Origin of the sequence: Candidatus Stoquefichus sp. SB1, assembly GCF_001244545.1 — a bacterium.
Classification (GTDB): Bacteria; Bacillota_I; Bacilli_A; order Erysipelotrichales; family Coprobacillaceae; genus Stoquefichus.
In genome coordinates this window covers 156,236-182,456 of sequence record NZ_LN852695.1, presented here as the reverse complement: position 1 = coordinate 182,456, position 26,221 = coordinate 156,236, and the positions used below count along the sequence as shown (strand labels likewise).

Genomic DNA, 26,221 nt, shown 5'->3' with positions numbered 1-26,221 from the left:
TAGTTATGTGATAATAAATGATTCCAAAAGAAGGTTAATTATTGTTTTATTGTAATGGTTGGAAAAAGTGAAATTGATATTTTTAAAAGAAATATTTCATATATGTTTTAAATAACTGGTTTGAATTTGATAATGAATGAGAATGTAATTAACCAAAAAGGGGGATTCCCCTTTTTTGTCTATATGAAGGAGTGATAATATGATTAAGAGGGGAATTTGGCTAATAACAATTTTCATTTCTGTGATAATCGGATATTTGAGTTTTGTGAATATGGAAAATGTGCAATATTATCAGTTAGGTGCTATTCAGGACTATGTATCTAGTCAAATTCAAAAAGAAACCATAATGCTTTGGAGTCAATTTCAAAATGAACATCAAAAAGAAGGTGTTATGTCATTAATTGATTATTGTCAAGAACATCATTTAACTATGTTGATGGTGACTGGAGATAATCAAGGTGGAGTTCATTTTAGTAATTATTATTTATATACTGATCAATCAGATATACTCAATGGGATAAGTTATTCTGATAAAAATCAAACAATAGATTTTCGTCAATATGATAGGCATCAATATTATACTACGTATCAAAATGATCCAAATAATAGTGGAGTTATGGTAACGGTGAATAAAGAATTCTTTCATGATTTTCATGATCAATATCGTATTCATAATTTTTATCAAATAGATGAGGTTATAAAAAATAACAATAACCATATTTCTTTGTTTTTATATAGCAATCATCGTGAAGATTTACTAACTGATATGAATAATGTCTTTTTAAAAGGACATATAAGTTATCAAGATTTAACTGATGGTTATTCACCTGCTCAACTTGATAATATTCATCAAGATAATCAAATGAATATGTTAAAAGTTATGGTTGTATTGATTGTTGTTATTGGTTTATTATTGGTTGTTTATTTAATGAAACTCAAACGAGAAATTATGATTATGCGATTAAATGGTCTTTCTATATTCAAAATAATGAGAATGAAACTAGGGTATTTTGTGATTGTTGAAATGTTTGTTTTTATGATATCTTTGATAATCACAATGTATATCAATGCAGGAGAAATAGCAGCTTATAATTATGCATACTATCAATTGTTTATAAAATATGTGAGTATATTTTTGATATTATTGATTCTGTTAGGCATTATCATATATATATTTATATATTTTAATATGCATTTAAAGTATCTTAAACAGGAATATCAAATTAAATATTTTGCCCAAATAAATGTTTTAATAAAGGTTATTGTTGTTTCTTTATTAATGATTCCATTTATTGAAATGATACAAACATCTATTGATTCTATAATTCAGTATAAAGGAATTGTAGAAAATAGGGTATTAATTGATCAAAGTGCTTATTTTGATAGTGATATGAATACATCAGAAAATACTGAGGAAGTATTTAATTATTATCTTCATAATGGTGGTTTCTATATAGATTTTGATTATTATCAAAATCATACAAAAGAATATTTATTAGAAGTCATACCAGAAGAAGATTATGAAGAGATTGATGATATGGTTATTGATTATCCATTTGTTTTAGCTAATGCTAATTACTTTGATAATCAAATTATTGAAGATGAAAATGGACATGTTTTAGATTTATCTCAGTTTAATGAAGACGTTTTATTGGTTCCACAAGAATATAAAAATAAAAATCTGAAGAAAGTAATGGGAGAAAAACAGTATAAAGTTGTTTATGTTAAAAAAACAGGAAATTGCTTTAATATAAAATTAAGTCAACCATATTATTTATCAAATCCTATGGTCCATTTAGTAACACATAAAAGTGATGCTACAAGATTATATTATATGAATCTTTTGACACAAGAGAAAAGTATTCAAGATTACCAGAATGAAGTCAAAAGAATGACAAATGAAACAATAGAAATGTATTCGAATGAAAAGATATCTTCTGTTAATTTGGCTATTATCCAAAGAACCCTACAAGAAACTCTTTTCACAATTGTACTTTATGTTGCACTTATATCAATTCTTATTTATCAAATAACTTATTTCTATGTTTCAGAAAATCAAATACAAATAGCATTAAGTTATATGAATGGGTATAGTTCTCGAGAAAGATATCGAGAACTCTATATGTATACTTTTATAACATATGTATCCATATTGATAATTGGAATTGCTATTATAAGAGTATATTTTTTGGAAGTGATTATGTTCAATATTTGTGCTTTAGGATTTGAATTCATTGTTTTATATGGATTTATTAAAAAGTTTGAAAATTCAAATATTGCTAATATATTGAAAGTAGAATCAAGATTATGAGTGAAACGATTTTAAAAATTGATCATATTTCAAAAAGATATCAAGAAAAAGTAGTATTAGATCAATTTTGTATGGAAGTGAGTCAAGGAGAGTTTATCATAATAACAGGACAGTCTGGATGTGGGAAATCAACTCTTTTGAATATTATAGGGTTGTTAGATAGACCTGATCAAGGACATATCACATTATTTGATCAAACTGATGTTAAGCCATTTTCTAAAAGAGCTGAAAAATTATTAAAAATAAAAATAGGGTATCTCTTTCAGAACTATGCTTTAATTGATACTGAAACAGTATACAATAATTTAAGTTTTGTAATTAGAGATTCTCACCACCAAAACGATAAAATAAAAAGTGCTCTTCATAAAGTTGGGTTAGATTATTTTGAACATAAAAAAATATATCAATGTTCTGGTGGAGAACAACAAAGAATTGCAATAGCAAGACTATTATTAAAGCCATGTGAACTTATACTCGCTGATGAACCAACGGGATCATTAGATCAAGAGAATAAAATAAAAATAATGACACTATTGGAGGAATTTCACCATCAGGAAAAAACAATTATTTTAGTGACTCATGATGAATCATTGATAACCTATGCAACAAAAGTTATAAAACTTAAAAAATTAACGGATTTTAAATAAAATCTAACGGATATTTAATAATTATTCATTTATATTATAATTTTTATACAATAAAGATAGAAAAATTAGTGTATTTTATTTCAAGAAAGGAGGATTAAATAAAACACTAATTAATCGAAATATATCAAGAAAAGGAGAAGAGATTTATGAAGTTTAAATGGATAAAAGGGTTTACTTTATTTTCTTTATTAATGGCGTTAAGTTTAACTTTTGTTAGTGCGGCATATACTGATTTATCATGTCAATCACAAACAACACTTAAAAATGAAGCAACACTTAAAGCTGATTGTGCACTTTACACATTACATGGTGCTGCATCTTTTAGAGGAGAAAGTGAACGATATACTTATATTAATTATTTGAAAAATAATAATACAAATGAGGAAGTGTCTTGTGCTGCTTACTATGGTAAAAAATCGAGTGATTGTCATATTAATGTTCAAAGTCAATATTATAAAGTAGGGCATAGACATTATTATGGTATTTATCAAAATTAGCAAAGTAAGAATGAGGGATGATTCCCTCTTTGCTTTTAATAGAACAATAAACTAAACTTGTTTTGGTTTGATATCAATAAAGAGAGGAGAAATAGAATAATATGAAAAAAATATATATACTCATTTTAATAGTATTATCTATATTTCTCGTTAATCGTACTTATTATGAGAAAAATCAAATAGAAGCCACAAAAATATATAATCTTAATCAAACATTAGAGGAAGAAATGGGAATATCAGAAAACTATTTAATGATCGAGATAGATAATAATAATTATCAAGATATAATGAATGATATTCTATCTTATGCAGATGCTCATCAAACAAAGCTCTCTACTATTATATCATATGAGGATGAGGCAGGAATTAATACTTATGTAAATTATTATCTAACAAATATAAATCAATTATCAAATTATATAAATATAGAAACTCACAATAATAAGAATAAATACTATACAACAGATTTAAGTGATAATCAGAGTAAAGGGTATATCAAAATTATAAATAATCAGTTTTTTAAAAATACCCAAGATATTATTCGTATTTATCAATTATCAGATATAAATGAATTAAATTATTTAACTAATAAATTTGGAATATCAATTTTTACAAATCAAGAAAGTGAAGTAAAGGACTTTAAAGAATTTCTTACAAAGCATTATCCTATTAAACAGATTTTTGATACACAATCTGATGAAATGAGTTATCCAAACGATGGCTCAATTATAAATAATTACAGTACAACTTATTTAGGACTATGTATTATTTTATTAATATCTATTCTTATTTGTATTATTGTTAAAGAGCATAAGAAATATTTAATATCAAGAATGCTAGGTCATTCTGTATTAAAACTTGTTATTAAAAATTTTCTGCTTTTTTTCGTAATATCAATTATTGTCTTTGTATTGAGTAATGTTATTGGTTGTTATATTAAAGTAGGTGAAATAAATACATTAACAAGAGAGTACTTTTACACTTATCAAATTGTTAATATATATTATATAATTATTATTTTATTTGTTAATATTGCTATATATTTAGTTATAAAATATACAATAAATATCAAATATTTAAAATCAAATCAGGCATATGGACATCTAGTTATTGTTCAGTGGATTAGTAAGGCAGTAGTGATTGTATTATTAGTGATGCCTGTTATATCAACTTTTTCGGATTCTTTACCTTATGTAAAGAATTATAACAGCATACAAAACCAAAAAGATAATATAGAAAATTATTATCAAATCGGAGGTTCATTTATACATAACGAAACTATATTTAATCATTATATTGATAAAGAGATTTTTTGTGACATGGAAAAATATTATATGCGTTCAAAAGAGAGTCCTTTCTATGATTCAGAGGATGAATATGCAACGTATTATCAATATGAATATTTAGAAGGCAATCAATATTATTTACAAGACTGTCAGTTTTATAATACAGATGGAGACAAAATAAATCTTTCTGATTATAATGAAAATATACTTCTTATTCCACAACAATTAAAAGAAAAATTAGATATGGAAATATATAATCCTCAAAATTACAAAGTAATCTATGTTAAAGATACAGGTCAATTTTTTAATCCAAAAGTTAGATATGTATATGTAATGACAAATCCAGTTATATGTGTTGTTAAAAACTATAGTGTAGATGTGGATATACAAGGATTATTATTTGATAAAAGGCATAAAAGCTATAATGAATATATTGCTGAATTAGAAGCATTAGAAGGGCAAAACTTGGAGACAGCAAGTTTGACATCATGTATGAACTCATATGAATTTTATATAGATAGATGTCAAGAATATATTCCAGAATTTCTATTGATTATGAGTATATTTTTACTAATTATTATATGCAATGCTTATATTACAACAAGAATGTATTTAGAGGAATTTGGAAAAGAAATAGCAATTCAATATATGCTAGGAAGAGATAAAAAGAAAAGGTATGGGATGTTATTCATATTTATTTTATCTTCAACAATTATTGCCTCTACAGTGAGTTGGTTAATGTATACAGTTCAATTATTGGAATTAATTAACTTTATTTTTCTTATTATTTGTATTGAAGTACTCATTATAGTTGTTATGATTTATCGTTTCGAGAAAAAAGGAATCATTTCTTATCTAAAAGGTGGAGTCATTTAAGAGGAAAGGAAGATGTAAATGAAAGTTGTAAGTGTAAAAAACATTTCAAAATCTTTTCAAGAAAAACATGTATTTAATAATTTGTCTTTTGAAGTTAATAATAGTGAATTTGTTGTTATTATGGGTCAGTCAGGTTCAGGGAAATCAACTTTATTAAATATGATAGGATTATTAGATAAACCTGATAGTGGAGACATTATCTTATTTGATCAAAAAAATATTAAGCCTTTTTCAAGAAAGGCAGAGATTATGCTTAGAGAAAAAATAGGATACTTATTTCAAAACTTTGCATTAGTAGACAATGAAACAGTAGAATACAATCTTACTTTAGCATTAGATAATGTAAGCAGAAATAAGAAAGAAAAAATTAAGGAAGCATTGAAAACGGTGGGATTAGAGGGATATGAGAAGAAAAAAATCTATAAATGTTCTGGTGGAGAACAACAAAGAATTGCATTAGCACGATTATTATTGAAACCATGCGAACTCATTTTAGCTGATGAACCGACTGGCTCATTAGATGCACACAATAAAGAAAAGGTTTGTCAGTTATTAAAACAAATGCAAAAAGATGGGAAAACAATTATTATAGTCACTCATGATGAATCATTAAAAGAGTATGCAACTCAAGTTATAAAATTATAAAAGGATGTTAATAATGATTTATACTTTATCAGATAAACTTATTTTATATTTAGAAGAGAATAATGTACTCAAAGAGGAGCGTGAAATTTATCTTTATGGTGCTAAACTAGCTGTATCATCAGTAATGGGAACAGTGTTGTTATTGGTATTTGGATTATTAATGGATCACTTTATTGAGGCAGTAATGTATGAATTAATTATGTCAAGTTCACGAAGTATACTAGGGGGATATCATTGTAAAAGTTATACAAAGTGTATATGTACGTATGTTGGATTGTTTGTGATTAATATTATGATGATAGAAGTACATTCTTTTAATATAGTAGAAGTGTTTATTATAAGTATAATAACACTCCTTATAACATTAATAATGTGTCCAATTCAAAATATCAATAAGCTTATCTCATCTAAAAAGAAAAAAAATTTTAAAATCTACTCATTAATATATATTTGTATATATTTATTTGCAGTTGTTTATTTGTTTTTTATAGGCTCTTCATATTTGAATGTTTTAATAAGTATGCTTGTTATTATAAATATGCTAACCATAGGAGGAAAAATAGATTATGAAAAAAATAAAAAATAAATTATTAATGATTATATCATCAGGATTATTTCTTGTTGCTATTCAAGCAGTAAATTTAGTGTCATGTAATCATCAATATCAAGATAAAGAACCAAACAGTTTAAAAAAGTATGAAAAGTAGTAATACTTAACTAAAAACAATGAATAATTGACTTTATTCATTGTTTTCTGTTAAAGGAATAATAATTTTAGTTATATCTTTTTGATCTTCGTGAGATATTTTTATAAATCCAACATATTGATTAACAATTTTTTCAAAACTCTCGTGTAAAGTATAAAGCGTAGCTTCAAGACAAGTATATTCTAAGGATAATGTAAAATAAGGAGATTGTGTATAATATGTGATCCATATTTCTTTTTGATAGTCAGATTGACAATTTTTTATAATGTGATTAAAAAATAAATGTAATATTTGTTGGTAGTGTTCAGTAGATAATGGAACTTCCTTTTTATCTGTGCTTATATAAATGTGTATGTCGTTTTTGATAAGTTCATCAATATGTTCAATTAAAATAGAATTTAATGTATCATTATTTGTATTGGTAAATAAATTATAATTATTGATAACATCATGATAAATAGAAATAGTTTTTAAAGCATTATCATATCTTTGATTTTTAATATGATTCTCAATATATGTAAAAACATAATTTATATCATGTTTCCATAAAGAAAGATGTTTTATACTTTCATCATTAATATGATTGATTTTAATTTGATGTTCATTTTTTAAGTTTATTTCCTGTAACTTTAGTAAATGGAGCTGTTCTTTTTGAGATTCAAAAAAAGTATAGCATAAAATAATAACGAGAACATTAATAAACAATAAAGTCAAAATCATATTGATATCAAAAATATTATTATAAAAGACAATTTCTATACAAGAAGAATAAAGTAGTTCAAGTATGAAAAGAATTATCAAAATAGAAATAATTTTATTTGTTTTAGCAAATGTAATAGTTGATTTATTCAATATTAGATAAATCATGTAAGTGATTAAAAAGAAAACTATTCTTGTAAATACTGCTAAAAAATAATAACTATTACCTCGATAAAAAGGAAATGAGTAAAAGATGTTGGTAATAATCATACTTGTTGTATTTGAAAAATTACTTATATTAAAGATGAGTAGTGTTAAAAATATATCTTGAATAATGTTCTTTCTGTTTAGAAGATATGCATATAAAAATATAATAAATTGCAACGAGATAGTTAACGAAATTTCGGGTAGTAAATAGTAGTTATGAAGAGTTACATTTAACATATTTATTATTACAAAAATAAAAAATAAGATAAACCCCTTTCTTTTATGAAATATGAAATATATGAAACCAATGAACCCAAGAGATTCAATAAAATTAATTAATAAATCAAATACAGACATATTATTGTAACCTGAATTTTATATAGGTTTTCTTAAATGTTGACTTGTTTCTAGTAGAAATTTTGAATACAGTACGATCTTTTAAGATAAGATGCGTAAACTGAGGATCAATTTCTTTTATATATTTCATATTAACAATTGTTGATTGGTTAATATATGTAAATAGTTGCTGATTGAGTTCTTTATAAATAGATGTTAATGATTTCCATGTTGTATATATTTCATTGTTAAATGTATGTAGAGTAACTATACCCTCATAAATATTAATATAAGTAATCTGACTTTGATTTACAAAATCTATTTCATTGTTCGTATTTGTTACTTTTATAACTTTATTTAATAAATTGTCACAAAGAAGTTCAAGTACATGTGTTGAACTTTCATCAAACTTATTTTTTTGTATAAAATGAAAAGGTTTGTAATCAAAAACGGACATAACTAAATTATCATGATTGGTCATAAAAATAATTTTAGGATTATATTTTTGGTTAATTTCTTTTGCAAAAGCAAATCCATCCATTTCAGGCATTTCTATATCTAAGAAAATAGCATCATAATATTTATCAAATGGAAAGGTTTGACATCCCAAATATGTATCACAATCATAATTCATATGATGTTTACTGAAATAGACTTGATGGATTTTTTCTACCATTTTATCAATATCAGACTGATGATTATCTATAATAGCAAATTTGTACATAGTTTATTCCAACCTTTCTTATTGTTTTTGTAATTATTATACCAAAAGCTGATATACAAATAAATAAAAATGACGGATTTCATGTGAAATGACTCGGATTTCTAATAATTCATTAATTATTTTAGCAATAAGATATAATGTAGTTAATAAAGAAAGGAGGTGAGATGTATATGAAATATAAAAAAATATTTGTTTCATTTATAATATTTGGCACTCTACTTTTTTCAGGTATGTTCAATATTAAAGCGGCTGATTGGCAAACCATACCATGTAATGGAAGTGGAAGTACAAGACAAGTTACAGCAAGAGCTATTGATGATAGATGGGTTACTAAAGGAACAAGTGTTTCATGTGGTAATAGCCTAGCTGAAGCAATTGCAAGAGTAAAATGTGGCAATGAAGCAGTTACTGCTGAAACAACAGATAAATTAAGATCTGTTACAGCCTTAATGGATTGTTACGATAGTCATTCACATTCATTTAAAGGTTTCTATGGTTAGAAAAGGAGAGAGGAACTTATGAATAAGAAATTATATTTTATTATATTATTAATAAGTTCCCTTTTTTTTAGTATTTTATTTCAAAATAGATCTAAGGAAGATATTGAAGCACTAAATGTTGAAAATGTATTAACCAATATATCACATAAACAACGGTATGAGTTTTCAGTATTTAATGCAAATAGAGAAACAATAGATGTTTTTCATAAACAGTTATTAGATTTAGCAATCAGAGATAAAATGACTATTAAAACGGGATATGATCAATATTTAGATAATGGAGATAAAGTTATAAGAAATTATATTTATGATCCAGATAATTTATATTTTACATTTTTGAAAGATCAATTTGAATATCAAGGACAGAATATTGATTATGGAAATATGATAAGTCAAGGGTATGTGACAACTCGTAAAGATTCTAATGCTAGTGGAATGATAGAATTATTTAATAAGAATTATTTAAAAACAAATCATATAATTTACGAACAAAGATGTATGGGGGAATTTGTTAAAGATTATAAAAGTGTTAATAATAATGTTAACTATTATGTATTTATAAATAATAATGATGATAAAAGAGAAATTGAAGAACTTATTAAGATTCATTTTGATGATAGTCAATATGATATATCAGAACAACTTTCAGAACATAATGAATTGATATCACATAATAGTTATGTTGTTCTTGTTTTCTTTTCTATATCATTTTTAATATGTTTATTATATGACTTATTTAAAAAGTACAGAGAAATAGCCATTGTGAATTTAATGGGATATAAACAAATCAATATATTCTATAATTATTTTTTAAAGGAAAGTTGTTTATCTTTCATTGTCTTACTTTCTTCAATGTTATTATACTATATAGTATTTGTTTCAAGAGTGAATAGCCATACTATATCATTTATAAAAGATATTATATTATTTATATTTATATCAATAGGCTTATTTGTAATATTAGTTATTATTTTTATGCTTTATTTATACAAAACAAAAAGTTATATAAATATCGTCCGAAAAAAATCCTTCCATTCTTTAGTTCTTATTCAACTGATAAGTAAAGTCATTTTTATGATTATATTTACATTTTTTATTATATATAGTGTATTACCAACTTATCCATATTATCAGATGCTGTATAGCTATTATAAGCAAAAAGATATTATTAATAATGTTTATGATATAAAAAATATTCAGAATTCAAAAGATTATTCTAAGATATTATGTCAAAATGGAGCAATAGCTTGTGATTTTACAGATATTTTAAGAAATAGTCAAAATAATAATCAATATATTCCTTATATTATTGTTAATCAAGAATTTCTATCACTATACAATATCCATAAAAATGTTCAAGGTCCAACATTATTGATTCCTCAAGAATATAAAAATATTGATGTTAAACAATATCAATATACACTTAATACAAAAGTAGAATATATAAAAGAAAAATATGAATTTTATGATCCATCACTTTCTATTCTTACTTCTATTAAAAATCCTATCATTTTAATTATGAATGAAGACTATCCTTATATGTATCATAGTTTATATTTAAAGAAAGAAAAAAGTATTGATTATTATAAAACATTATTAACTGATAAAATAGATAGAGATCAAATAAATATTCAAGATAATGGAATCTATATTCAATGGATTTTAAGAGAAAATGCTTTACCAGTTGTTTTTGACAATGTTTTGTTTTTAGGATTGTATTTGTTTACTTATTTTTTGATATTGGAATTATTGGTTAATATATATATTAAAAATAATGATAAAGAAATTTCATTAAAAATGATTTATGGATATAAGTATATCCATTTATATAAAGAATTATATTTATTGGATATGATGACTTTTATGATTCCAATAATAATAGCAGTTAAAATAGGGGTATTACAAGATTTGTTATATTATTTAAGTATGATGATTGTTATTGATGGTTTTTATATTTTTTATAAAACATGTCGCTTAATATATAAAATTGAATTATTGAAGGAGGTGTAAAAATGTCTGCAATTATTAAATTAGAAAGAATCAATAAATCATATGGAGATCATGTTATTTTTAAAGATTACTCATTAGAAATTGAAGAAAATGAGATTATGGTGATTATGGGAAAGTCTGGTGTTGGAAAAACGACATTATTAAATATAATTGGTTTAATAGAGGATATTGATAGTGGGAAAATTTTATTGAATCATCAAGAAGTTCAAAAGAAAGATAAAAGGAAGATGCATAGTGAAATGATAGGTTTTATTTTTCAAAATTTTGCTTTATTAGAAGAAAAAACAGTATTATATAATTTGCAGATTGTTTTTCCAACAATAAAATTAAGAAAGAAAAATAGAAATAAGATGATTGATGCATTAAAGATGGTTGGATTAGATGGTTATGAAAATAAGTTGGTTTGTGAATGTTCAGGTGGTGAAAAGCAAAGAATAGCTTTAGCTAGGTTGATTGTTCATGATAGTCAGATTATATTGGCTGATGAACCAACAGGTTCATTAGATCAAGAGAATAAAGATAAAATATTAGAATTATTAGTTAAATTAAAAGAACAAGGTAAAACAATTATTGTTGTGACACATGATGATAGTTTTAAGGCAATTTCAGATAAACATTTGGTTTTACAAAAGAGTTAATAATAGTTCATAGTTTCATAAGATTCCTTGATAAAGATGAAGGAATCTTTTCATTATTTAAAAAAAACTTAATTATGCCTATATTTCTATAAATTCTCAATATTTTATGGTAAAATATCCCACAGAGGGTGATGTAAATGACAAAGGTAGTATCAGCAAAAGATATAGATATTGTATGTGATGTAATCAATGAAGGAAAAGTTGTTGCTTTTCCAACAGAAACGGTTTATGGAGTTGGCGTTAAATTTGGCTCGAGAGAAGCGTTGGATAGACTAATGGAAGCGAAGAATAGAGATTATTCTAAGGCTATTACACTGATGGTTGCTTATAAAGAAGATATTGAAAAGTATGCTTATGTTAGTGATTGGGCATGGAAATTAATATCTGCCTTTATGCCTGGGATGATCACATTAATCTTTAAAAAAAGAGAAGGTGTTGATCCAATCATGACCAATGGTAAAGAAACAATTGGTATTCGTATTCCTGATAATGATTATGTTTTAGCATTATTACGAAATGTTGGTCCGATGTTAGTGACCAGTGCAAATTTGTCAAATCATCCCAATACCACATCAACAAAAGAAGTGCTAGATCAGTTAGATGGTCGTATTGATTTGATTGTTGATGGGAAGACAACTGATTCTATAGCAAGTACTGTTGTAGATGTCAGTGGAGATGAAATAAAAATATTACGTGAGGGTAAAATAACAAAAGAGGACATTGAGGAGGTCTTGAAATGAAAATTGCAGTAGCATGTGATCATGGTGGGTTGCGTTTAAAGAATGTATTAATGGAAGAAATGAGTAAACAGGGGTATGAAGTCGTTGATTTTGGAACTTACAATGAAGAAAGCTGTGATTATCCAGATTATGCATCAAAAGCTGCTAAGGCTGTTGCTTCGGGGGAATGTGACAAAGGTGTTGTTGTATGTGGAACAGGGATTGGTGTTTCAATTACAGCTAATAAAGTCAAAGGAATACGTTGTGCTTTGGTTCATGACGTTTTTAGTGCAAAAGCAACAAGAGCTCATAATGATACAAATATGATTGCTATGGGTCAAAGAGTTATTGGTGAAGGTTTAGCAGTTGAAATTTTAAATGCTTGGTTAAATACTGATTATGAAGGTGGACGTCATGATCAGAGAATTCAAAAAATGATGGCTTTAGAGGAGGAATAAATCATGAGGGATACAGAAATATTTGAAAGTGTTGAAAGAGAATTAAATAGACAAAGAAATAATATTGAATTAATTGCTTCAGAGAATTTTGTTTCTGAACAAATTCTAGAATTAGCTGGATCAGTTTTAACAAATAAATATGCTGAAGGATATCCAGGAAAAAGATATTATGGTGGTTGTGGTTTTGTTGATGAAGTAGAGAATATTGCCAGAGATCGTTTAAAAGCATTATTTGGCTGTGAACATGCGAATGTACAGCCTCATAGTGGTGCGCAAGCAAATACAGCTGTTTATTTAGCTTTATTGCAACATGGTGATAAAGTTTTAGGGATGTCACTTGCTGATGGAGGGCATTTAACACATGGTCATCCATTAAATTATTCTGGTATTAATTATGATTTTTATAGTTATGGTGTAAGTCAAGAGAGTGAAACAATTGATTATGAAGATTATCAAAAAAAGGTTGAAGAAATTAAGCCTAAATTAGTTGTTGCCGGAGCAAGTGCCTATTCAAGAATTATTGATTTTGAATTTATGGCTCGTGTGGCTCATGATAATGGCGCATTATTTATGGTTGATATGGCACATATTGCTGGATTAGTAGCTGCGGGATTACATCCATCACCATTCCCACATGCAGATATTGTGACAACGACAACGCATAAGACATTAAGAGGACCTCGTGGTGGAGTTATTATGTGTAAAGAGGAATTTGCAGCTGACATTGATAGAGCAGTTTTCCCTGGTATGCAAGGTGGACCTTTAATGCATATTATTGCTGCAAAAGCAGCTTGTTTCCATGAAGCATTACAACCTGAATTTAAAGAATATGCTTCACAGATTATTAAAAATGCGAAGGCTTTAGAAGAATCTTTAAAAGAAGAAGGATTTAGACTTGTTGCTGGAGGAACAGATAATCATCTTTTATTAATTGATGTGAAAGCAAGTTGTGGTATTAGTGGTAAAAAGGCAGAAAGATTACTTGATGAAATTAATATTACTGCTAATAAGAATGCCATTCCTTTTGATACTGAAAAACCTTTTAAAGCAAGTGGTATTCGTGTCGGAACACCTGCTATGACAACAAAAGGATTTAATGAAGAGGATTTTAGAGAAGTAGGAAAAATTATTGCATATCGTTTAAAAAATGATGAAACTGATGAAGTGAAAGCTGAATGTATTGCAAGAGTGAAGACTTTAACTGATAAAGTGACAATGTATAATGGAAAAACTTATATAAAATAGAAAGAAGGATAATCATGGCAACGACAATTTTAAATCATCCTTTAATTGATCATAAGTTAACAATTATGAGAAATAAGGATACAGGAACAAAAGAATTTAGACAAAATTTAGATGAAATTGCAATGTTAATGGCATATGAAGTGACAAAAGGGTTACCATTAAAGAATGTTGAAATAGTGACACCTATTTGTCCAATGACTGGTAAAACATTAGTGAGACCAGTTGTACTGGTTCCTATTTTAAGAGCTGGATTGGGATTGGTTGATGGGTTTAAAAACATTATTCCTAATGCCAAAGTAGGTCATATTGGAATGGCCCGTAATGAAGAGACACTTCAGCCTGAAGAATATTATGCAAAATTTCCATCTTGTTTAGATAGTGCTGATGTGATTGTTGTTGATCCAATGTTAGCAACTGGAGGAAGTGCCTGTGCAGCGATTACAAATATTAAAAAACGAGGTGCCCAATATATTAAGTTAGCTTGTCTTGTGGCAGCTCCTGAAGGTATTGCAATGATTGAACAAGCTCATCCTGATGTTGATTTAATTGTTGCTGCTTTAGATGAGAAATTAAATGATAAAGGTTATATTGTTCCAGGTTTAGGTGATGCTGGTGATCGTCTGTTTGGAACAGATAATTAATCAATGTTAAAAGATCTTTTATTTGCTTTAGAATTAGGAATAAAAGTTATAGGGACGTTCATTTTATGTACATTTTTGGGTGTTAAATTAGATGCATATTTTGGATGCCAACCTATTATTTTATTAATTTGCTTATTGTTGGCATTTATTTATGTTATCAAATTGCTGTTAGGAGTGGGACGTCATGAATGAAATAACAGTTTTAAAGAAATCGATTTATGTGTTTTTAATCGGATGTCTTATTTTGGCAATAGTTGGTGTTATATTTCATGACATATCTTATATATTTGGGTTTGTTTTAGGGTATATTATTAATGTCATTGTCTTTTTATTGATTATTAAGATGAGTGAAGGTATTCTGAAATTTTCAATGAGTACTGCAATTATAGCATTCATGTTTATTGTCAAATTAGCATTATATGCTTTTGGTTTTTATGTGGCAGTGAAAACACCATGGTTCCATTTGTTAGGTGTTTTCTTAGGCTACATGTGTACAAAAATATCAATATATTTAGAAGGATATATTCATAAAGGAGGTGAAGTGGATGGTTAATACAGCAATACTATCGACAATACACATAGAGTTACAAGTGGAACTGGTATTCTCTTTGATTATTATTGCCGCCCTGTGTTTATTCTTTATTTATGCAGGAAAAAAAGTGATGGCAGCAGATCCTCTACAAAAACCTAAGGGTATTGTGTTAGTATGCGAAACAGGAATTCAGGTGGTTTATGATTATTTAAAATCAATTATGCCATCGCAGTTTGAAAAAAATTATTATCCTTATTTTGCGATGTTATTTGTTTATTTAATTGTTGCTAATTTAAGTGGGTTGATTGGTTTTAATGCCCCAACATCTAATTATTCAATAACATTAGCTATGACTTTAGTTACATTTATATTAATACAATATAATGCATTAAAGAAAAAAGGTGGACTAACATATATCAAAGAATTGGTGTGGCCGCCAACAAATATTCTCAGTGCAGTATCACCATTAATATCATTATCAATGCGTTTATTTGGTAATATATTGAGTGGAACAATATTAATGTCACTGGTTTATCAATTTACAGGTTGGTTATCTGGATTTATTCTGCCATTTAACATTTTAGGACCTATTTTAGCTCCAGTTTTACATGCCTATTTTGATGTGTTTGCTGGATGTATTCAAACATTAGTCTTCGTGACTTTATCTAGTATTCTGATTTCTATTGAAGCAGAATAACATGTAAAGAATTAAAAAACAAAAATTAAATTTGGAGGTATAGAAAATGACAGATTATGGTTTAATTGCAATTGCAGCTGGTATTGCTGTATGTGCAGGGTTAGGAACAGGTATTGGTGAAGGTATTGCAGCGAGTAAGGCAGTAGAAGCAGTTGGGAGAAATCCTGAAGCAGAAGGTAAAATTCGTACAATGATGATTTTAGGTATCGCTTTATCAGAAACAGTTGCTATTTATGGGTTATTAATTTCTTTCTTATTAATGTTCGTTTTCCCAATGTTTATTGGATAAATATTGCAGAATACAAATGATGAAGGAGGAATAAGACGTGGATATAGATATTGCTGGTAAATTATTCCCCAATATAACAACACTTATTGTTCAGTTATTATCGACAGGTGTGATGTTATTTGTTTTTAAAAGATATCTTTGGTCTCCAGTACAAGCTTATTTTGAAAAGAGAGCAGATTTTATTGAAAATCAAATTGATGAAGCCAAAGAGATGAATGAAAAAGCAAAAACATTCGTTGTTGAAAGTGAGAAACAGGCACGTGATTCAGCACGAGAATATCGTGATATTGTGGAACGGGCAAAGTCTGACGCTTTGAAAGTACGTGATGATATTATTGTTGAAGCAAGAAAAGAAGCAGCGAGTAAAATTGAACAGGCAGAAAAAGAAATTGCTGCTGAAAAGGTTCAGGCAAGAGCTGATATGAAAGAAGAAATTGTTGATATTGCAATGGATGTTGCAACAAAAATTATGAAAAAAGAAATGAATACAAAAGAAAATGAGAAATTAGTCAATGAATTTGTTGAAGAGGTAATCAAATAATGGATGCTATATCAAGACGTTATGCTGAATCGTTATTTGAATTAGCAAAAGAAGAACATGCTATTGATGTTTATCAAAAGGATATGCAGAAAATTGCTGATGTTTTTCAAGATGAGTCTTTTGTACGTTTCTTTAGTCATGTTGCTTTAGCGGATGATATTAAGATTGATATTTTAAAGAAGAGTTTTTATAAACAGGTTACACACTATGTTTATAATTTTCTATTGTTGTTAATAAAGAAAAGAAGAATGAGATATATTGTTGGAATTTGCCAAGAATTTCAATCTCTTTGTAATGACTATTTTGGTATAAAGGTTGGGAAGGTCTATAGTGCTTTTACACTAACTGAAAAAGAAATAGAACATATTGAGAGATCGGTAAGTGTGAAAGTTGGAAAGAAAGTTAAATTACGTATGATTGTTGATGAGAATATGATTGGTGGAATAAAAGTTGAAATTGATAATCATATTTATGATGATTCACTTTCTTATAAATTAGAATCACTGAGAAAAGAGTTATTAAGAAAGTAGGTGAAGGTAGTGGATCTAAGACCAGATGAAATTAGTGCATTAATTAAAGAACAGATTAAACATTATGATGATGTTTTAGAATCGAAAGATGTTGGAACAGTCATGACGGTTGGTGATGGTGTTTCACTTGTTCATGGGTTAGATAGTGCCATGTTAGGAGAACTTTTACTATTTCCTGATGATGTATATGGTATGGTTATGAATCTTGAAGAGGATAGCGTAGGTGCCGTTTTGCTTGGTAGTGAAGGAACTATCAAGGAAGGTGATGAGGTTAAGCGTACAGGTAAGATTATTGAAGTACCTGTAGGTGATGGATTATTAGGACGTGTTGTTAATCCTTTAGGACAGCCTATTGATGGTCAGGGAAGTATTGCTTATACACATACAAGACCAATTGAAAAAGTAGCGAGTGGGGTTATGACAAGAAAGTCAGTTGATCAGCCTTTACAGACTGGAATTACATCTATTGATGCAATTATTCCAATTGGAAGAGGACAACGTGAGTTAATCATTGGAGATCGTCAAACTGGAAAGACAGCAATTGCGATTGATACGATTCTTAATCAAAAAGGACAAAATATATATTGTATTTATGTTGCGATTGGACAAAAGAATTCAACAGTTGCTCAAATTGTTGAAAAATTACGTAAAGGCGGAGCTATGGAATATACAACAATTGTTGCTGCTGGAGCAAGTGAATTGGCACCAGTTCAATATATTGCCCCATATGCAGGTTGTGCTATGGCTGAAGAATGGCTAGAAGAAGGTAAGGATGTTTTAATTGTTTATGATGATTTATCTAAACATGCCGTTGCTTATCGTACAGTATCATTATTGTTAAAAAGACCACCAGGACGTGAAGCTTATCCTGGAGATGTCTTTTATTTACATTCGAGATTATTAGAGAGAGCATGTCGTTTGAATGAAGAAAATGGTGGTGGATCAATTACTGCTTTACCAATTATTGAAACACAAGCTGGAGATATTTCAGCTTATATTCCAACAAATGTTATTTCTATTACAGATGGGCAAATTTTCTTGCAGCAGGATTTATTTAATTCCGGATTTAGACCGGCAATAGATACAGGACTATCAGTGAGTCGTGTTGGGTCTTCTGCACAAATTAAGGCTATGAAACAGGTGTCAAGTTCTTTAAAACTAGAATTGGCACAATTTACAGAAATGCAAGCATTTGCACAATTTGGTAGTGATTTAGATGCTGCCACAAAAGCAACTTTAGATCATGGTGAAAAAGTACGTGAAGTTTTAAAACAAGCTCAATATTCACCACGTAGTGTTGAAGAACAAGTGATTTCATTGTTTGCTTTAAAATATGGTTTTACAAAAACAATACCAGTCAAAAAAGTATCACAATTTGTCAATGAACTCTATGCAGAAATGAAATTAAATCATGCTGATATTATTGAGGAAATTGAAACAAAAAAAGTGATCAGTGACGAATTAGCAAATCAGATGAAAGAAGTTATGAGTGCATTTGTTGATAAATTCTTAATTGTGAATAAGGAAGGTTAGAGACTATGGCAAGTAATATGCAGTCTATTAAAAGACGTATTAAATCTGTAGAATCAACCAAAAAAATCACAAAAGCGATGCAACTTGTAGCAACATCTAAATTAAGAAAAACAAGAAATCAATTAGAACAGTTAAAACCTTATTATAGTAAGGTACAAGAAACAGTTGCAGAAATTTTAGTCAGTAATCAGGGAATGATTGATAATCCTTATTTAAAGGATAATCCTCAAGGTAAGAATGTTTATATTGTTATGACTTCAAGTTTAGGTCTTTGTGGTGGATATAATGCGAATGTTTTTAAGACAATGGAGCAGGAAATCCATGAAGGTGATCTTGTTTATATGATTGGAAATAAAGGAGCAGGATATCTGAATCATCGTGGTATTAAATATAATCATGATTATATTGATTTAAATACGACAATGAATTTTAGAGAAATTGTGAGATTAGTTGGAGAATTAACACAGATGTATAGAAATCAAGAAATTCATAAAATGAAGATTATCTATACAGAATTTGTCAATAACCTCACATTTACACCAAGAGTTATTACACTTTTACCAGTGAATACTGCAGAGTTTGATGATGTGGAAATCACATCAAAGTTTACAATATTTGAGCCAAGTCCTGCAGAAGTATTAAATCATTTAATACCAATGTATTTACAATCAGTGATTTATGGATATCTTGTTGAATCAGTCACAAGTGAAAATGCTTCAAGAAGATCTTCAATGGAAAATGCAACTGATAATGCTCAAGAATTAATTGAAGATTTATTATTGAAATACAATCAAGCAAGACAAACAGCAATTACTAATGAAATTAGTGAAATTGTTGCGGGCGCAAATGCTCAATAAAAGGAGGTGCCTTATGCTAAATATAGGAAAAATTGTACGTGCTGTAGGGCCAGTTGTTGATATTGTGTTTGATGCTGATCATTTACCAGCTTTAAATACAGCAATTCAAATTGACAATCAGGGAGTATCTTTAACTGTTGAAGTTGCTCAACATATTGGTGATGATATAGTACGTTGTATTGCGATGGGACCAACTGATGGGTTAACCAGAGGTCTCGATGCTATTGATACAGGGAACCCAATTCGTGTTCCTGTAGGAAATGAAACATTAGGAAGAATGTTTAATGTTTTAGGTCAACCCATTGATGGGAAAGAAGCATTGGCAGATTATGTTTCAACTATGCCAATTCATAGAAGTGCACCAACTTATGCTCAACAAAGAACAGAAACAGAAATTCTTGAAACAGGAATTAAGGTTATTGATTTAATTTGTCCATATATTAAAGGTGGAAAGATTGGATTATTTGGTGGAGCTGGAGTTGGTAAGACTGTTTTGATTCAGGAATTAATCAATAATATCGCTACACAACATGGTGGTTTATCTGTTTTCGCTGGAGTTGGAGAACGTTCAAGAGAAGGAAATGATTTATATTATGAAATGAAAGAAAGTGGCGTTTTGGATAAAACAACACTTGTCTTTGGTCAAATGAATGAACCACCAGGATCACGTTTAAGAGTTGCCCTAACAGGTTTAACAATGGCAGAATATTTTAGAGATGAACAAAATCAGGATGTTTTGTTATTCATTGATAATATCTTTAGATTTACACAAGCAGGATCAGAAGTATCTGCCTTATTAGGACGTGTACCATCACAAGCAGGTTATCAGCCAACGCTTGCTACTGAAATGGGACAATTACAAGAACGTATTACTTCAACAAAAAAAGGTTCAATTACATCAGTACAGGCTGTTTATGTTCCTGCTGATGATTTAACTGACCCTGCACCAGCAACAACATTTGCTCATCTTGATGCAAAAGTTGTATTGGATCGTTCTATTGCAGCACTAGGAATTTATCCAGCTGTTGATCCATTGAATTCTTCATCAAGAGCACTTGATCCATTAGTTGTCGGACAAGAACATTATGAAGTTGCTCATGGCGTTCAACAAATTTTACAAAGATTCCAGGAATTACAAGATATTATTGCTATTCTTGGTATGGATGAATTAAGTGAAGATGATAAAGTCACAGTAGCACGAGCAAGACGTGTACGTAACTATTTATCTCAACCATTTACTGTTGCAAGTCAGTTTACAGGAATGGAAGGTAAGTATGTACGTGTTGAAGATACAATTAGAGGTTTCAAAGAGATTCTTGATGGAAAATGGGATTATTTACCAGAGCAAGCATTTCATAATGTTGGAAGCATCGAAGAAGCTATTGAAAAGGCAAAATCTTTAGAAAATGAAAACATTTAAATTAAAGATTGTAACACCAAGAGGTATTTATAAAGAGACTGAAGTTGAGCTTTTGAATTTAAGAACAACTTCAGGACAAATTGGAATTCTTGCCAACCATTTACCTTTAGCAAGTGCTATAGATATATCAGAAATGAATTATATCAGTCAAGGGGAAAGATTTAAATTTGCCTTAGCAGGTGGTTTTGTCTATGTTAATGAAGATGAAACAACAATTATTGCCAATGCTATTGAATCTCCAGAAGAAATTGATTTACGTCGTGCTGAAGAAGCAAAACGTAGAGCAGAATCAAGATTACAGGATAAAGATGGAGATGTATTAAGAGCTGAAATTGCTTTAAGAAAGGCTATTATGCGTATACGCGTTAAAAATGAGCAGAATTAATCTGTTCATTTTTTTAACCAGTTAAAAAAATGCTCAAATTTGAACGGAAAGTCCGATGAGTTCGAAACTTCCGTTTTTTCCTGCTTTTTAATGATTAAAAGAAGATGAAATATTTTGAAAGTGTGATAAAATAAGGGTGTGAAATCAAGAAAATGAGTACACAAAAACTCTGTTTCAGCTCAAATTTTTTTAATTTGTTCTGAAAAGTCCGTTTTTCATTCTTGGATAAGGTATGGATTTATCTTGATTTTAAACTTTTCTAGGGTATTTGAGTGTAACTTTATGAGCGGGTATCTCATGAAGCTGATTTAGCTCAAATACTTTTTTATTGAGTAATGACATTGTACTTTCATATGGTGAATGAAAGCCTAACATTTTTCTGGGATAATTGTTTACCTGATTTGATATCTTTATGATATCTGAATGCATATATGGATTAAAACTTATACCCTGAGGAATGCATTCTCTAAAGTGTTCATGATTCTTTTCACATTTTCCTTTCTGGTCACTTCTTCCTGGATTGCAGTAAAAAACATGTGTAAGTGTTTCGCCAGTCTGAGAATCTGCTTCAATTGATAACGGATCTGAAAATTCCTTTCCGTTATCTGTAAGCAGACATTCAAATATTTCCTTGAAGAGATCACTTCCCAGATGCTTTTTGATTCTTTCAAAAACTCTATTCACTTCATCTGCACAGTTTGATCTTAGTTTGAAAAACAACTGAAGATTTGTTTTTGTATAGAGAAGAGATAAGACTGTATTTTCGCCTTCTCCCTTTTTACCTATTAAAGTATCCATTTGCCAAATATTTACTCCAGGATTTTCAAGTAGATATTGAGTAAAGTCATCAAATCGTCTATTATTTAAATAATCATAGTTTAATGGCTTCGCTTTTGGCTTTATTGTATACCTTTGGTGATATCTGACTTTACGTTTCAGATCGATGTTCTTGACTTCCAATAAGTTAAGATCAATGTAATGATAGACAGTACTGGGAGCAATATGAAGATGATTTGTTTCTATGATGACTTCAATGGCTATTCCTCGTTTCACACCATCACTGATAATCTTATCAAGCTGCTTCATTTGAACTGCATTTAATTGAGGACCTTTTTTGTGTTCTGAAACATTAAATTCATATTCAGTTTGAGCAGTAGAAGCCTTATAGAATACCTTTGGTAAAGGGCATTCCTTGATTTTATCACAGCCATTGCATACATATGGGAAACGTTTCATTGTTTTGCATTCAGGAAGTTCCTGGAAATCACAGCAGAGAGTAGAACATTTAGCATAGCTGCAGTATTTGCATAAACCAGATTCACAGTTATTACAGAGTCTTGATTTTTTACAGACAATCTGCAAACCACATTTGTTTTTTGCATTCTGTCTAACGGAGAGTTGCCTGTGGTTGACAATTTCTTTTTTGATGCCTCTTGGATCCTTATGAAGTTCTGAAGCAATATTGCAAAGCTTAACGGATTCATTTAAAAGAGTTTCAATGTGTTGCCTTTGTTTATAAGTTAAATGATGAATTGAATTACTTTTAACCATCGTTAATGACTCCTTTCATACAGAAGTAATCCATACCTATACATACATTATAGTAAAAAAAGATGAAATAACAAAAAAACGGAACTTTAATAAAAAGAAATACTTAAAACGGACTTTTCAAAAAAATTTGAGGTTAAATAAAAAAAGCTCAAATTTGAACGGAAAGTCCGATGAGTTCGAAACTTCCGTTTTTTCCTGCTTTTTAATGATTAAAAGAAGATGAAATATTTTGAAAGTGTGATAAAATAAGGGTGTGAAATCAAGAAAATGAGTACACAAAAACTCTGTTTCAGCTCAAATTTTTTTAATTTGTTCTGAAAAGTCCGTTTTTCATTCTTGGATAAGGTATGGATTTATCTTGATTTTAAACTTTTCTAGGGTATTTGAGTGTAACTTTATGAGCGGGTATCTCATGAAGCTGATTTAGCTCAAATACTTTTTTATTGAGTAATGACATTGTACTTTCATATGGTGAATGAAAGCCTAACATTTTTCTGGGATAATTGTTTACCTGATTTGATATCTTTATGATATCTGAATGCATATATGGATTAAAACTTATACCCTGAGGAATGCATTCTCTAAAGTGTTCATGATTCTTTTCACATTTTCCTTTCTGGTCACTTCTTCCTGGATTGCAGTAAAAAACATGTGTAAGTGTTTCGCCAGTCTGAGAATCTGCTTCAATTGATAACGGATCTGAAAATTCCTTTCCGTTATCTGTAAGCAGACATTCAAATATTTCCTTGAAGAGATCACTTCCCAGATGCTTTTTGATTCTTTCAAAAACTCTATTCACTTCATCTGCACAGTTTGATCTTAGTTTGAAAAACAACTGAAGATTTGTTTTTGTATAGAGAAGAGATAAGACTGTATTTTCGCCTTCTCCCTTTTTACCTATTAAAGTATCCATTTGCCAAATATTTACTCCAGGATTTTCAAGTAGATATTGAGTAAAGTCATCAAATCGTCTATTATTTAAATAATCATAGTTTAATGGCTTCGCTTTTGGCTTTATTGTATACCTTTGGTGATATCTGACTTTACGTTTCAGATCGATGTTCTTGACTTCCAATAAGTTAAGATCAATGTAATGATAGACAGTACTGGGAGCAATATGAAGATGATTTGTTTCTATGATGACTTCAATGGCTATTCCTCGTTTCACACCATCACTGATAATCTTATCAAGCTGCTTCATTTGAACTGCATTTAATTGAGGACCTTTTTTGTGTTCTGAAACATTAAATTCATATTCAGTTTGAGCAGTAGAAGCCTTATAGAATACCTTTGGTAAAGGGCATTCCTTGATTTTATCACAGCCATTGCATACATATGGGAAACGTTTCATTGTTTTGCATTCAGGAAGTTCCTGGAAATCACAGCAGAGAGTAGAACATTTAGCATAGCTGCAGTATTTGCATAAACCAGATTCACAGTTATTACAGAGTCTTGATTTTTTACAGACAATCTGCAAACCACATTTGTTTTTTGCATTCTGTCTAACGGAGAGTTGCCTGTGGTTGACAATTTCTTTTTTGATGCCTCTTGGATCCTTATGAAGTTCTGAAGCAATATTGCAAAGCTTAACGGATTCATTTAAAAGAGTTTCAATGTGTTGCCTTTGTTTATAAGTTAAATGATGAATTGAATTACTTTTAACCATCGTTAATGACTCCTTTCATACAGAAGTAATCCATACCTATACATACATTATAGTAAAAAAAGATGAAATAACAAAAAAACGGAACTTTAATAAAAAGAAATACTTAAAACGGACTTTTCAAAAAAATTTGAGGCAGTTAAAAAAATAATAGAAAATATGTCATAATATGGTTGAACTCCTTTTTAAAAATGATAGAATAAAACAGAAAAGGAGTGAAATAATGGCAAAAAAGAAGAAAAAAAAGAAACTAAGAGTTGATCGTGTTGCTTTTGTAGCAATTATTGGGATTGCTCTATTATTTGGAATATATAAAGGTGCTTCTTTTATTGGAGAACATATTGTCTCACTCTTCCTCTCATATTCACAGCCAACAGTGGAAGCTAAGGTAGAAAAGAATTATCGTGCTACGGTTGTTCTAGATCCAGGTCATGGCGGAATTGATGCAGGGGCTAATGCAGGTAAGCTTCATGAGAAAAATATTTCACTTACTACAGCAAAAGCAATAGGTGAAGCACTTGAAAAAGAAAATATAAAAGCTGTTTATACGCGTACGAGCGATGAAGCATTACATGAAGATAAAGTAACAGACTTAAATATGCGTGCACAAATGAGTCAAACGCATCATGCTAAATATTTTGTATCTATTCATGTCAATGATTATGATAAATCAAATGATGTGACGGGATTTGAAGTTTATACAAGAAATAAAGAAAGTGAAAATCTGGCAAAAGCGATTAGTCAACAGATTACAAAACTTAATTATTCAAAAGACAGAGGATTACAAGATGGAAGTTCATTAGCTGTTTTAAAGAATAATACTGTTCCATCTGTATTAGTTGAATTAGGTTATATTCATGGTCCTGATTATCAGTATTTAAATGACAATCAAAAATTAAAGCAAATGGGGATTGCCATTAGTCAAGGAATTATAGAGCTGATTGATGAATAAGGTTCTTTCTTGCTTTAGGGTATAAATAAAAAAGGAAGCATTAATTTCATTGATGAATTCAATGATTTTAAGACTTCTTTATTTTTATTTACCCAATATTAAGTAAGAATCATAAATAAATGAGG

29 protein-coding genes are annotated in these 26,221 nt (G+C 28.8%); 25 read left to right on the top strand and 4 right to left on the bottom strand.

Translation table 11 applies throughout. From position 1 onward, the window contains the following. Positions 1-199: 199 nt before the first annotated feature. The 7 genes from BN1865_RS08985 to BN1865_RS18000 all read left to right on the top strand — a co-directional run bounded on the left by BN1865_RS08985 (position 200) and on the right by BN1865_RS18000 (position 6,969). Entirely contained in the window at positions 200-2,311 is a 2,112-nt protein-coding gene (locus tag BN1865_RS08985) for a hypothetical protein (RefSeq protein WP_050636931.1), read from the top strand. Further along, positions 2,308-2,958 (top strand): ATP-binding cassette domain-containing protein, encoded by a 651-nt coding sequence (locus BN1865_RS08980; RefSeq protein WP_198527267.1) that lies wholly within the window; start codon positions 2,308-2,310, stop codon positions 2,956-2,958. The genes BN1865_RS08985 and BN1865_RS08980 overlap by 4 nt, the downstream gene beginning before the upstream one ends. Positions 2,959-3,104: 146 nt before the next feature. Continuing rightward, entirely contained in the window at positions 3,105-3,455 is a 351-nt protein-coding gene (locus BN1865_RS08975; RefSeq protein WP_050636930.1) for a hypothetical protein, read from the top strand. Positions 3,456-3,556: 101 nt separating this feature from the next. Further along, positions 3,557-5,617: an ABC transporter permease gene (locus BN1865_RS08970; RefSeq protein WP_050636929.1), complete on the top strand. Its 2,061-nt coding sequence runs from the start codon at positions 3,557-3,559 to the stop codon at positions 5,615-5,617. 18 nt (positions 5,618-5,635) lie between these two features. Further along, positions 5,636-6,262 carry an ABC transporter ATP-binding protein gene (locus BN1865_RS08965; protein ID WP_050636928.1) on the top strand — a complete coding sequence of 209 codons (627 nt, stop codon included), beginning with the start codon at positions 5,636-5,638 and terminating at the stop codon, positions 6,260-6,262. Between the two features lie 13 nt (positions 6,263-6,275). After that, complete coding sequence (locus BN1865_RS08960) at positions 6,276-6,848, top strand: accessory gene regulator B family protein (protein ID WP_050636927.1); 573 nt, start codon at positions 6,276-6,278, stop codon at positions 6,846-6,848. After that, positions 6,829-6,969, top strand: a complete 141-nt coding sequence (locus tag BN1865_RS18000) for a cyclic lactone autoinducer peptide (RefSeq protein WP_082189945.1) — start codon at positions 6,829-6,831, stop codon at positions 6,967-6,969. The genes BN1865_RS08960 and BN1865_RS18000 overlap by 20 nt, the downstream gene beginning before the upstream one ends. Before the next feature lie 33 nt (positions 6,970-7,002). Here the strand turns inward: BN1865_RS18000 and BN1865_RS08955 are convergent, their stop codons facing one another. Both BN1865_RS08955 and BN1865_RS08950 read right to left on the bottom strand, forming a co-directional pair. After that, entirely contained in the window at positions 7,003-7,689 is a 687-nt protein-coding gene (locus tag BN1865_RS08955) for a hypothetical protein (protein ID WP_157844110.1), read from the bottom strand. Between the two features lie 544 nt (positions 7,690-8,233). Next, on the bottom strand, positions 8,234-8,935 hold the full coding sequence (locus tag BN1865_RS08950; RefSeq protein WP_050636925.1) for a LytR/AlgR family response regulator transcription factor: 702 nt from the start codon (positions 8,933-8,935) through the stop codon (positions 8,234-8,236). A gap of 164 nt (positions 8,936-9,099) precedes the next feature. Between BN1865_RS08950 and BN1865_RS08945 the strand changes: the two genes are divergently transcribed. From BN1865_RS08945 to atpC, 17 genes are all read left to right on the top strand, one after another. Next, a complete protein-coding gene (locus BN1865_RS08945; protein ID WP_050636924.1) occupies positions 9,100-9,435 on the top strand; it encodes a hypothetical protein in 336 nt (111 codons plus the stop codon). A gap of 18 nt (positions 9,436-9,453) precedes the next feature. Further along, positions 9,454-11,445 carry a hypothetical protein gene (locus BN1865_RS08940; protein WP_050636923.1) on the top strand — a complete coding sequence of 664 codons (1,992 nt, stop codon included), beginning with the start codon at positions 9,454-9,456 and terminating at the stop codon, positions 11,443-11,445. A gap of 2 nt (positions 11,446-11,447) precedes the next feature. Beyond that, entirely contained in the window at positions 11,448-12,083 is a 636-nt protein-coding gene (locus BN1865_RS08935) for an ABC transporter ATP-binding protein (RefSeq protein ID WP_050636922.1), read from the top strand. Between the two features lie 137 nt (positions 12,084-12,220). Continuing rightward, positions 12,221-12,823, top strand: coding sequence for an L-threonylcarbamoyladenylate synthase (locus BN1865_RS08930; protein WP_050636921.1), 603 nt, complete (start codon positions 12,221-12,223; stop codon positions 12,821-12,823). Further along, a complete protein-coding gene (gene rpiB / locus BN1865_RS18185; RefSeq protein WP_050636920.1) occupies positions 12,820-13,260 on the top strand; it encodes a ribose 5-phosphate isomerase B in 441 nt (146 codons plus the stop codon). Before BN1865_RS08930 ends, rpiB begins: the two co-directional genes overlap by 4 nt. Before the next feature lie 3 nt (positions 13,261-13,263). Beyond that, on the top strand, positions 13,264-14,505 hold the full coding sequence (glyA, locus tag BN1865_RS08920; protein WP_050636919.1) for a serine hydroxymethyltransferase: 1,242 nt from the start codon (positions 13,264-13,266) through the stop codon (positions 14,503-14,505). 14 nt (positions 14,506-14,519) lie between these two features. Continuing rightward, positions 14,520-15,146, top strand: a complete 627-nt coding sequence (gene upp, locus BN1865_RS08915; protein WP_050636918.1) for a uracil phosphoribosyltransferase — start codon at positions 14,520-14,522, stop codon at positions 15,144-15,146. Between the two features lie 3 nt (positions 15,147-15,149). Then, the gene (locus BN1865_RS08910) at positions 15,150-15,338 is read left to right on the top strand and encodes an AtpZ/AtpI family protein (protein ID WP_050636917.1); all 189 of its coding nucleotides are present in this window, start codon (positions 15,150-15,152) and stop codon (positions 15,336-15,338) included. Next, entirely contained in the window at positions 15,331-15,699 is a 369-nt protein-coding gene (locus tag BN1865_RS08905; RefSeq protein WP_050636916.1) for an ATP synthase subunit I, read from the top strand. Before BN1865_RS08910 ends, BN1865_RS08905 begins: the two co-directional genes overlap by 8 nt. Then, positions 15,692-16,375: a F0F1 ATP synthase subunit A gene (locus BN1865_RS08900; RefSeq protein ID WP_050636915.1), complete on the top strand. Its 684-nt coding sequence runs from the start codon at positions 15,692-15,694 to the stop codon at positions 16,373-16,375. Before BN1865_RS08905 ends, BN1865_RS08900 begins: the two co-directional genes overlap by 8 nt. A 46-nt stretch (positions 16,376-16,421) precedes the next feature. After that, positions 16,422-16,664, top strand: a complete 243-nt coding sequence (gene atpE, locus BN1865_RS08895) for an ATP synthase F0 subunit C (RefSeq protein ID WP_050636914.1) — start codon at positions 16,422-16,424, stop codon at positions 16,662-16,664. 37 nt (positions 16,665-16,701) lie between these two features. Then, complete coding sequence (atpF, locus tag BN1865_RS08890) at positions 16,702-17,205, top strand: F0F1 ATP synthase subunit B (protein WP_050636913.1); 504 nt, start codon at positions 16,702-16,704, stop codon at positions 17,203-17,205. Continuing rightward, entirely contained in the window at positions 17,205-17,735 is a 531-nt protein-coding gene (locus tag BN1865_RS08885) for a F0F1 ATP synthase subunit delta (protein WP_050636912.1), read from the top strand. Before atpF ends, BN1865_RS08885 begins: the two co-directional genes overlap by 1 nt. 9 nt (positions 17,736-17,744) lie before the next feature. Next, positions 17,745-19,268: a F0F1 ATP synthase subunit alpha gene (gene atpA / locus BN1865_RS08880; RefSeq protein ID WP_050636911.1), complete on the top strand. Its 1,524-nt coding sequence runs from the start codon at positions 17,745-17,747 to the stop codon at positions 19,266-19,268. 5 nt (positions 19,269-19,273) lie between these two features. Continuing rightward, the gene (atpG, locus tag BN1865_RS08875; RefSeq protein ID WP_050636910.1) at positions 19,274-20,125 is read left to right on the top strand and encodes an ATP synthase F1 subunit gamma; all 852 of its coding nucleotides are present in this window, start codon (positions 19,274-19,276) and stop codon (positions 20,123-20,125) included. Between the two features lie 13 nt (positions 20,126-20,138). After that, positions 20,139-21,545 (top strand): F0F1 ATP synthase subunit beta, encoded by a 1,407-nt coding sequence (gene atpD, locus BN1865_RS08870; protein ID WP_050636909.1) that lies wholly within the window; start codon positions 20,139-20,141, stop codon positions 21,543-21,545. Further along, positions 21,532-21,930, top strand: a complete 399-nt coding sequence (gene atpC, locus BN1865_RS08865) for an ATP synthase F1 subunit epsilon (RefSeq protein ID WP_050636908.1) — start codon at positions 21,532-21,534, stop codon at positions 21,928-21,930. The genes atpD and atpC overlap by 14 nt, the downstream gene beginning before the upstream one ends. Before the next feature lie 249 nt (positions 21,931-22,179). On the opposite strand, the gene BN1865_RS08860 is transcribed toward atpC, so the two are convergent. Both BN1865_RS08860 and BN1865_RS08855 read right to left on the bottom strand, forming a co-directional pair. Then, positions 22,180-23,481 (bottom strand): IS30 family transposase, encoded by a 1,302-nt coding sequence (locus tag BN1865_RS08860; protein ID WP_050635889.1) that lies wholly within the window; start codon positions 23,479-23,481, stop codon positions 22,180-22,182. A gap of 364 nt (positions 23,482-23,845) precedes the next feature. Next, on the bottom strand, positions 23,846-25,147 hold the full coding sequence (locus BN1865_RS08855) for an IS30 family transposase (protein WP_050635889.1): 1,302 nt from the start codon (positions 25,145-25,147) through the stop codon (positions 23,846-23,848). 220 nt (positions 25,148-25,367) lie between these two features. Here BN1865_RS08855 and BN1865_RS08850 point away from each other — a divergent pair, with 220 nt between their 5' ends. Next, complete coding sequence (locus BN1865_RS08850) at positions 25,368-26,096, top strand: N-acetylmuramoyl-L-alanine amidase family protein (RefSeq protein WP_050636907.1); 729 nt, start codon at positions 25,368-25,370, stop codon at positions 26,094-26,096. Positions 26,097-26,221 lie beyond the last annotated feature (125 nt).

Bases quoted from the DNA above. Each gene is read 5' to 3' on its own strand.
- BN1865_RS08970 (WP_050636929.1), top strand. From the start codon at position 3,557: ATGAAAAAAATATATATACTCATTTTAATAGTATTATCTATATTTCTC.
- BN1865_RS08860 (WP_050635889.1), bottom strand. From the start codon at position 23,481: ATGGTTAAAAGTAATTCAATTCATCATTTAACTTATAAACAAAGGCAA.
- BN1865_RS08885 (WP_050636912.1), top strand. From the start codon at position 17,205: ATGGATGCTATATCAAGACGTTATGCTGAATCGTTATTTGAATTAGCA.
- BN1865_RS08930 (WP_050636921.1), top strand. From the start codon at position 12,221: ATGACAAAGGTAGTATCAGCAAAAGATATAGATATTGTATGTGATGTA.
- BN1865_RS08950 (WP_050636925.1), bottom strand. From the start codon at position 8,935: ATGTACAAATTTGCTATTATAGATAATCATCAGTCTGATATTGATAAA.
- BN1865_RS08960 (WP_050636927.1), top strand. From the start codon at position 6,276: ATGATTTATACTTTATCAGATAAACTTATTTTATATTTAGAAGAGAAT.
- BN1865_RS08980 (WP_198527267.1), top strand. From the start codon at position 2,308: ATGAGTGAAACGATTTTAAAAATTGATCATATTTCAAAAAGATATCAA.
- BN1865_RS08975 (WP_050636930.1), top strand. From the start codon at position 3,105: ATGAAGTTTAAATGGATAAAAGGGTTTACTTTATTTTCTTTATTAATG.
- atpG (WP_050636910.1), top strand. From the start codon at position 19,274: ATGGCAAGTAATATGCAGTCTATTAAAAGACGTATTAAATCTGTAGAA.
- rpiB (WP_050636920.1), top strand. From the start codon at position 12,820: ATGAAAATTGCAGTAGCATGTGATCATGGTGGGTTGCGTTTAAAGAAT.
- BN1865_RS08965 (WP_050636928.1), top strand. From the start codon at position 5,636: ATGAAAGTTGTAAGTGTAAAAAACATTTCAAAATCTTTTCAAGAAAAA.
- BN1865_RS08855 (WP_050635889.1), bottom strand. From the start codon at position 25,147: ATGGTTAAAAGTAATTCAATTCATCATTTAACTTATAAACAAAGGCAA.
- BN1865_RS08945 (WP_050636924.1), top strand. From the start codon at position 9,100: ATGTATATGAAATATAAAAAAATATTTGTTTCATTTATAATATTTGGC.
- BN1865_RS08900 (WP_050636915.1), top strand. From the start codon at position 15,692: ATGGTTAATACAGCAATACTATCGACAATACACATAGAGTTACAAGTG.
- BN1865_RS18000 (WP_082189945.1), top strand. From the start codon at position 6,829: ATGAAAAAAATAAAAAATAAATTATTAATGATTATATCATCAGGATTA.
- BN1865_RS08985 (WP_050636931.1), top strand. From the start codon at position 200: ATGATTAAGAGGGGAATTTGGCTAATAACAATTTTCATTTCTGTGATA.
- glyA (WP_050636919.1), top strand. From the start codon at position 13,264: ATGAGGGATACAGAAATATTTGAAAGTGTTGAAAGAGAATTAAATAGA.
- atpC (WP_050636908.1), top strand. From the start codon at position 21,532: ATGAAAACATTTAAATTAAAGATTGTAACACCAAGAGGTATTTATAAA.
- BN1865_RS08940 (WP_050636923.1), top strand. From the start codon at position 9,454: ATGAATAAGAAATTATATTTTATTATATTATTAATAAGTTCCCTTTTT.
- BN1865_RS08935 (WP_050636922.1), top strand. From the start codon at position 11,448: ATGTCTGCAATTATTAAATTAGAAAGAATCAATAAATCATATGGAGAT.
- upp (WP_050636918.1), top strand. From the start codon at position 14,520: ATGGCAACGACAATTTTAAATCATCCTTTAATTGATCATAAGTTAACA.
- BN1865_RS08905 (WP_050636916.1), top strand. From the start codon at position 15,331: ATGAATGAAATAACAGTTTTAAAGAAATCGATTTATGTGTTTTTAATC.
- BN1865_RS08910 (WP_050636917.1), top strand. From the start codon at position 15,150: ATGTTAAAAGATCTTTTATTTGCTTTAGAATTAGGAATAAAAGTTATA.
- atpE (WP_050636914.1), top strand. From the start codon at position 16,422: ATGACAGATTATGGTTTAATTGCAATTGCAGCTGGTATTGCTGTATGT.
- BN1865_RS08955 (WP_157844110.1), bottom strand. From the start codon at position 7,689: ATGATTTTGACTTTATTGTTTATTAATGTTCTCGTTATTATTTTATGC.
- BN1865_RS08850 (WP_050636907.1), top strand. From the start codon at position 25,368: ATGGCAAAAAAGAAGAAAAAAAAGAAACTAAGAGTTGATCGTGTTGCT.
- atpD (WP_050636909.1), top strand. From the start codon at position 20,139: ATGCTAAATATAGGAAAAATTGTACGTGCTGTAGGGCCAGTTGTTGAT.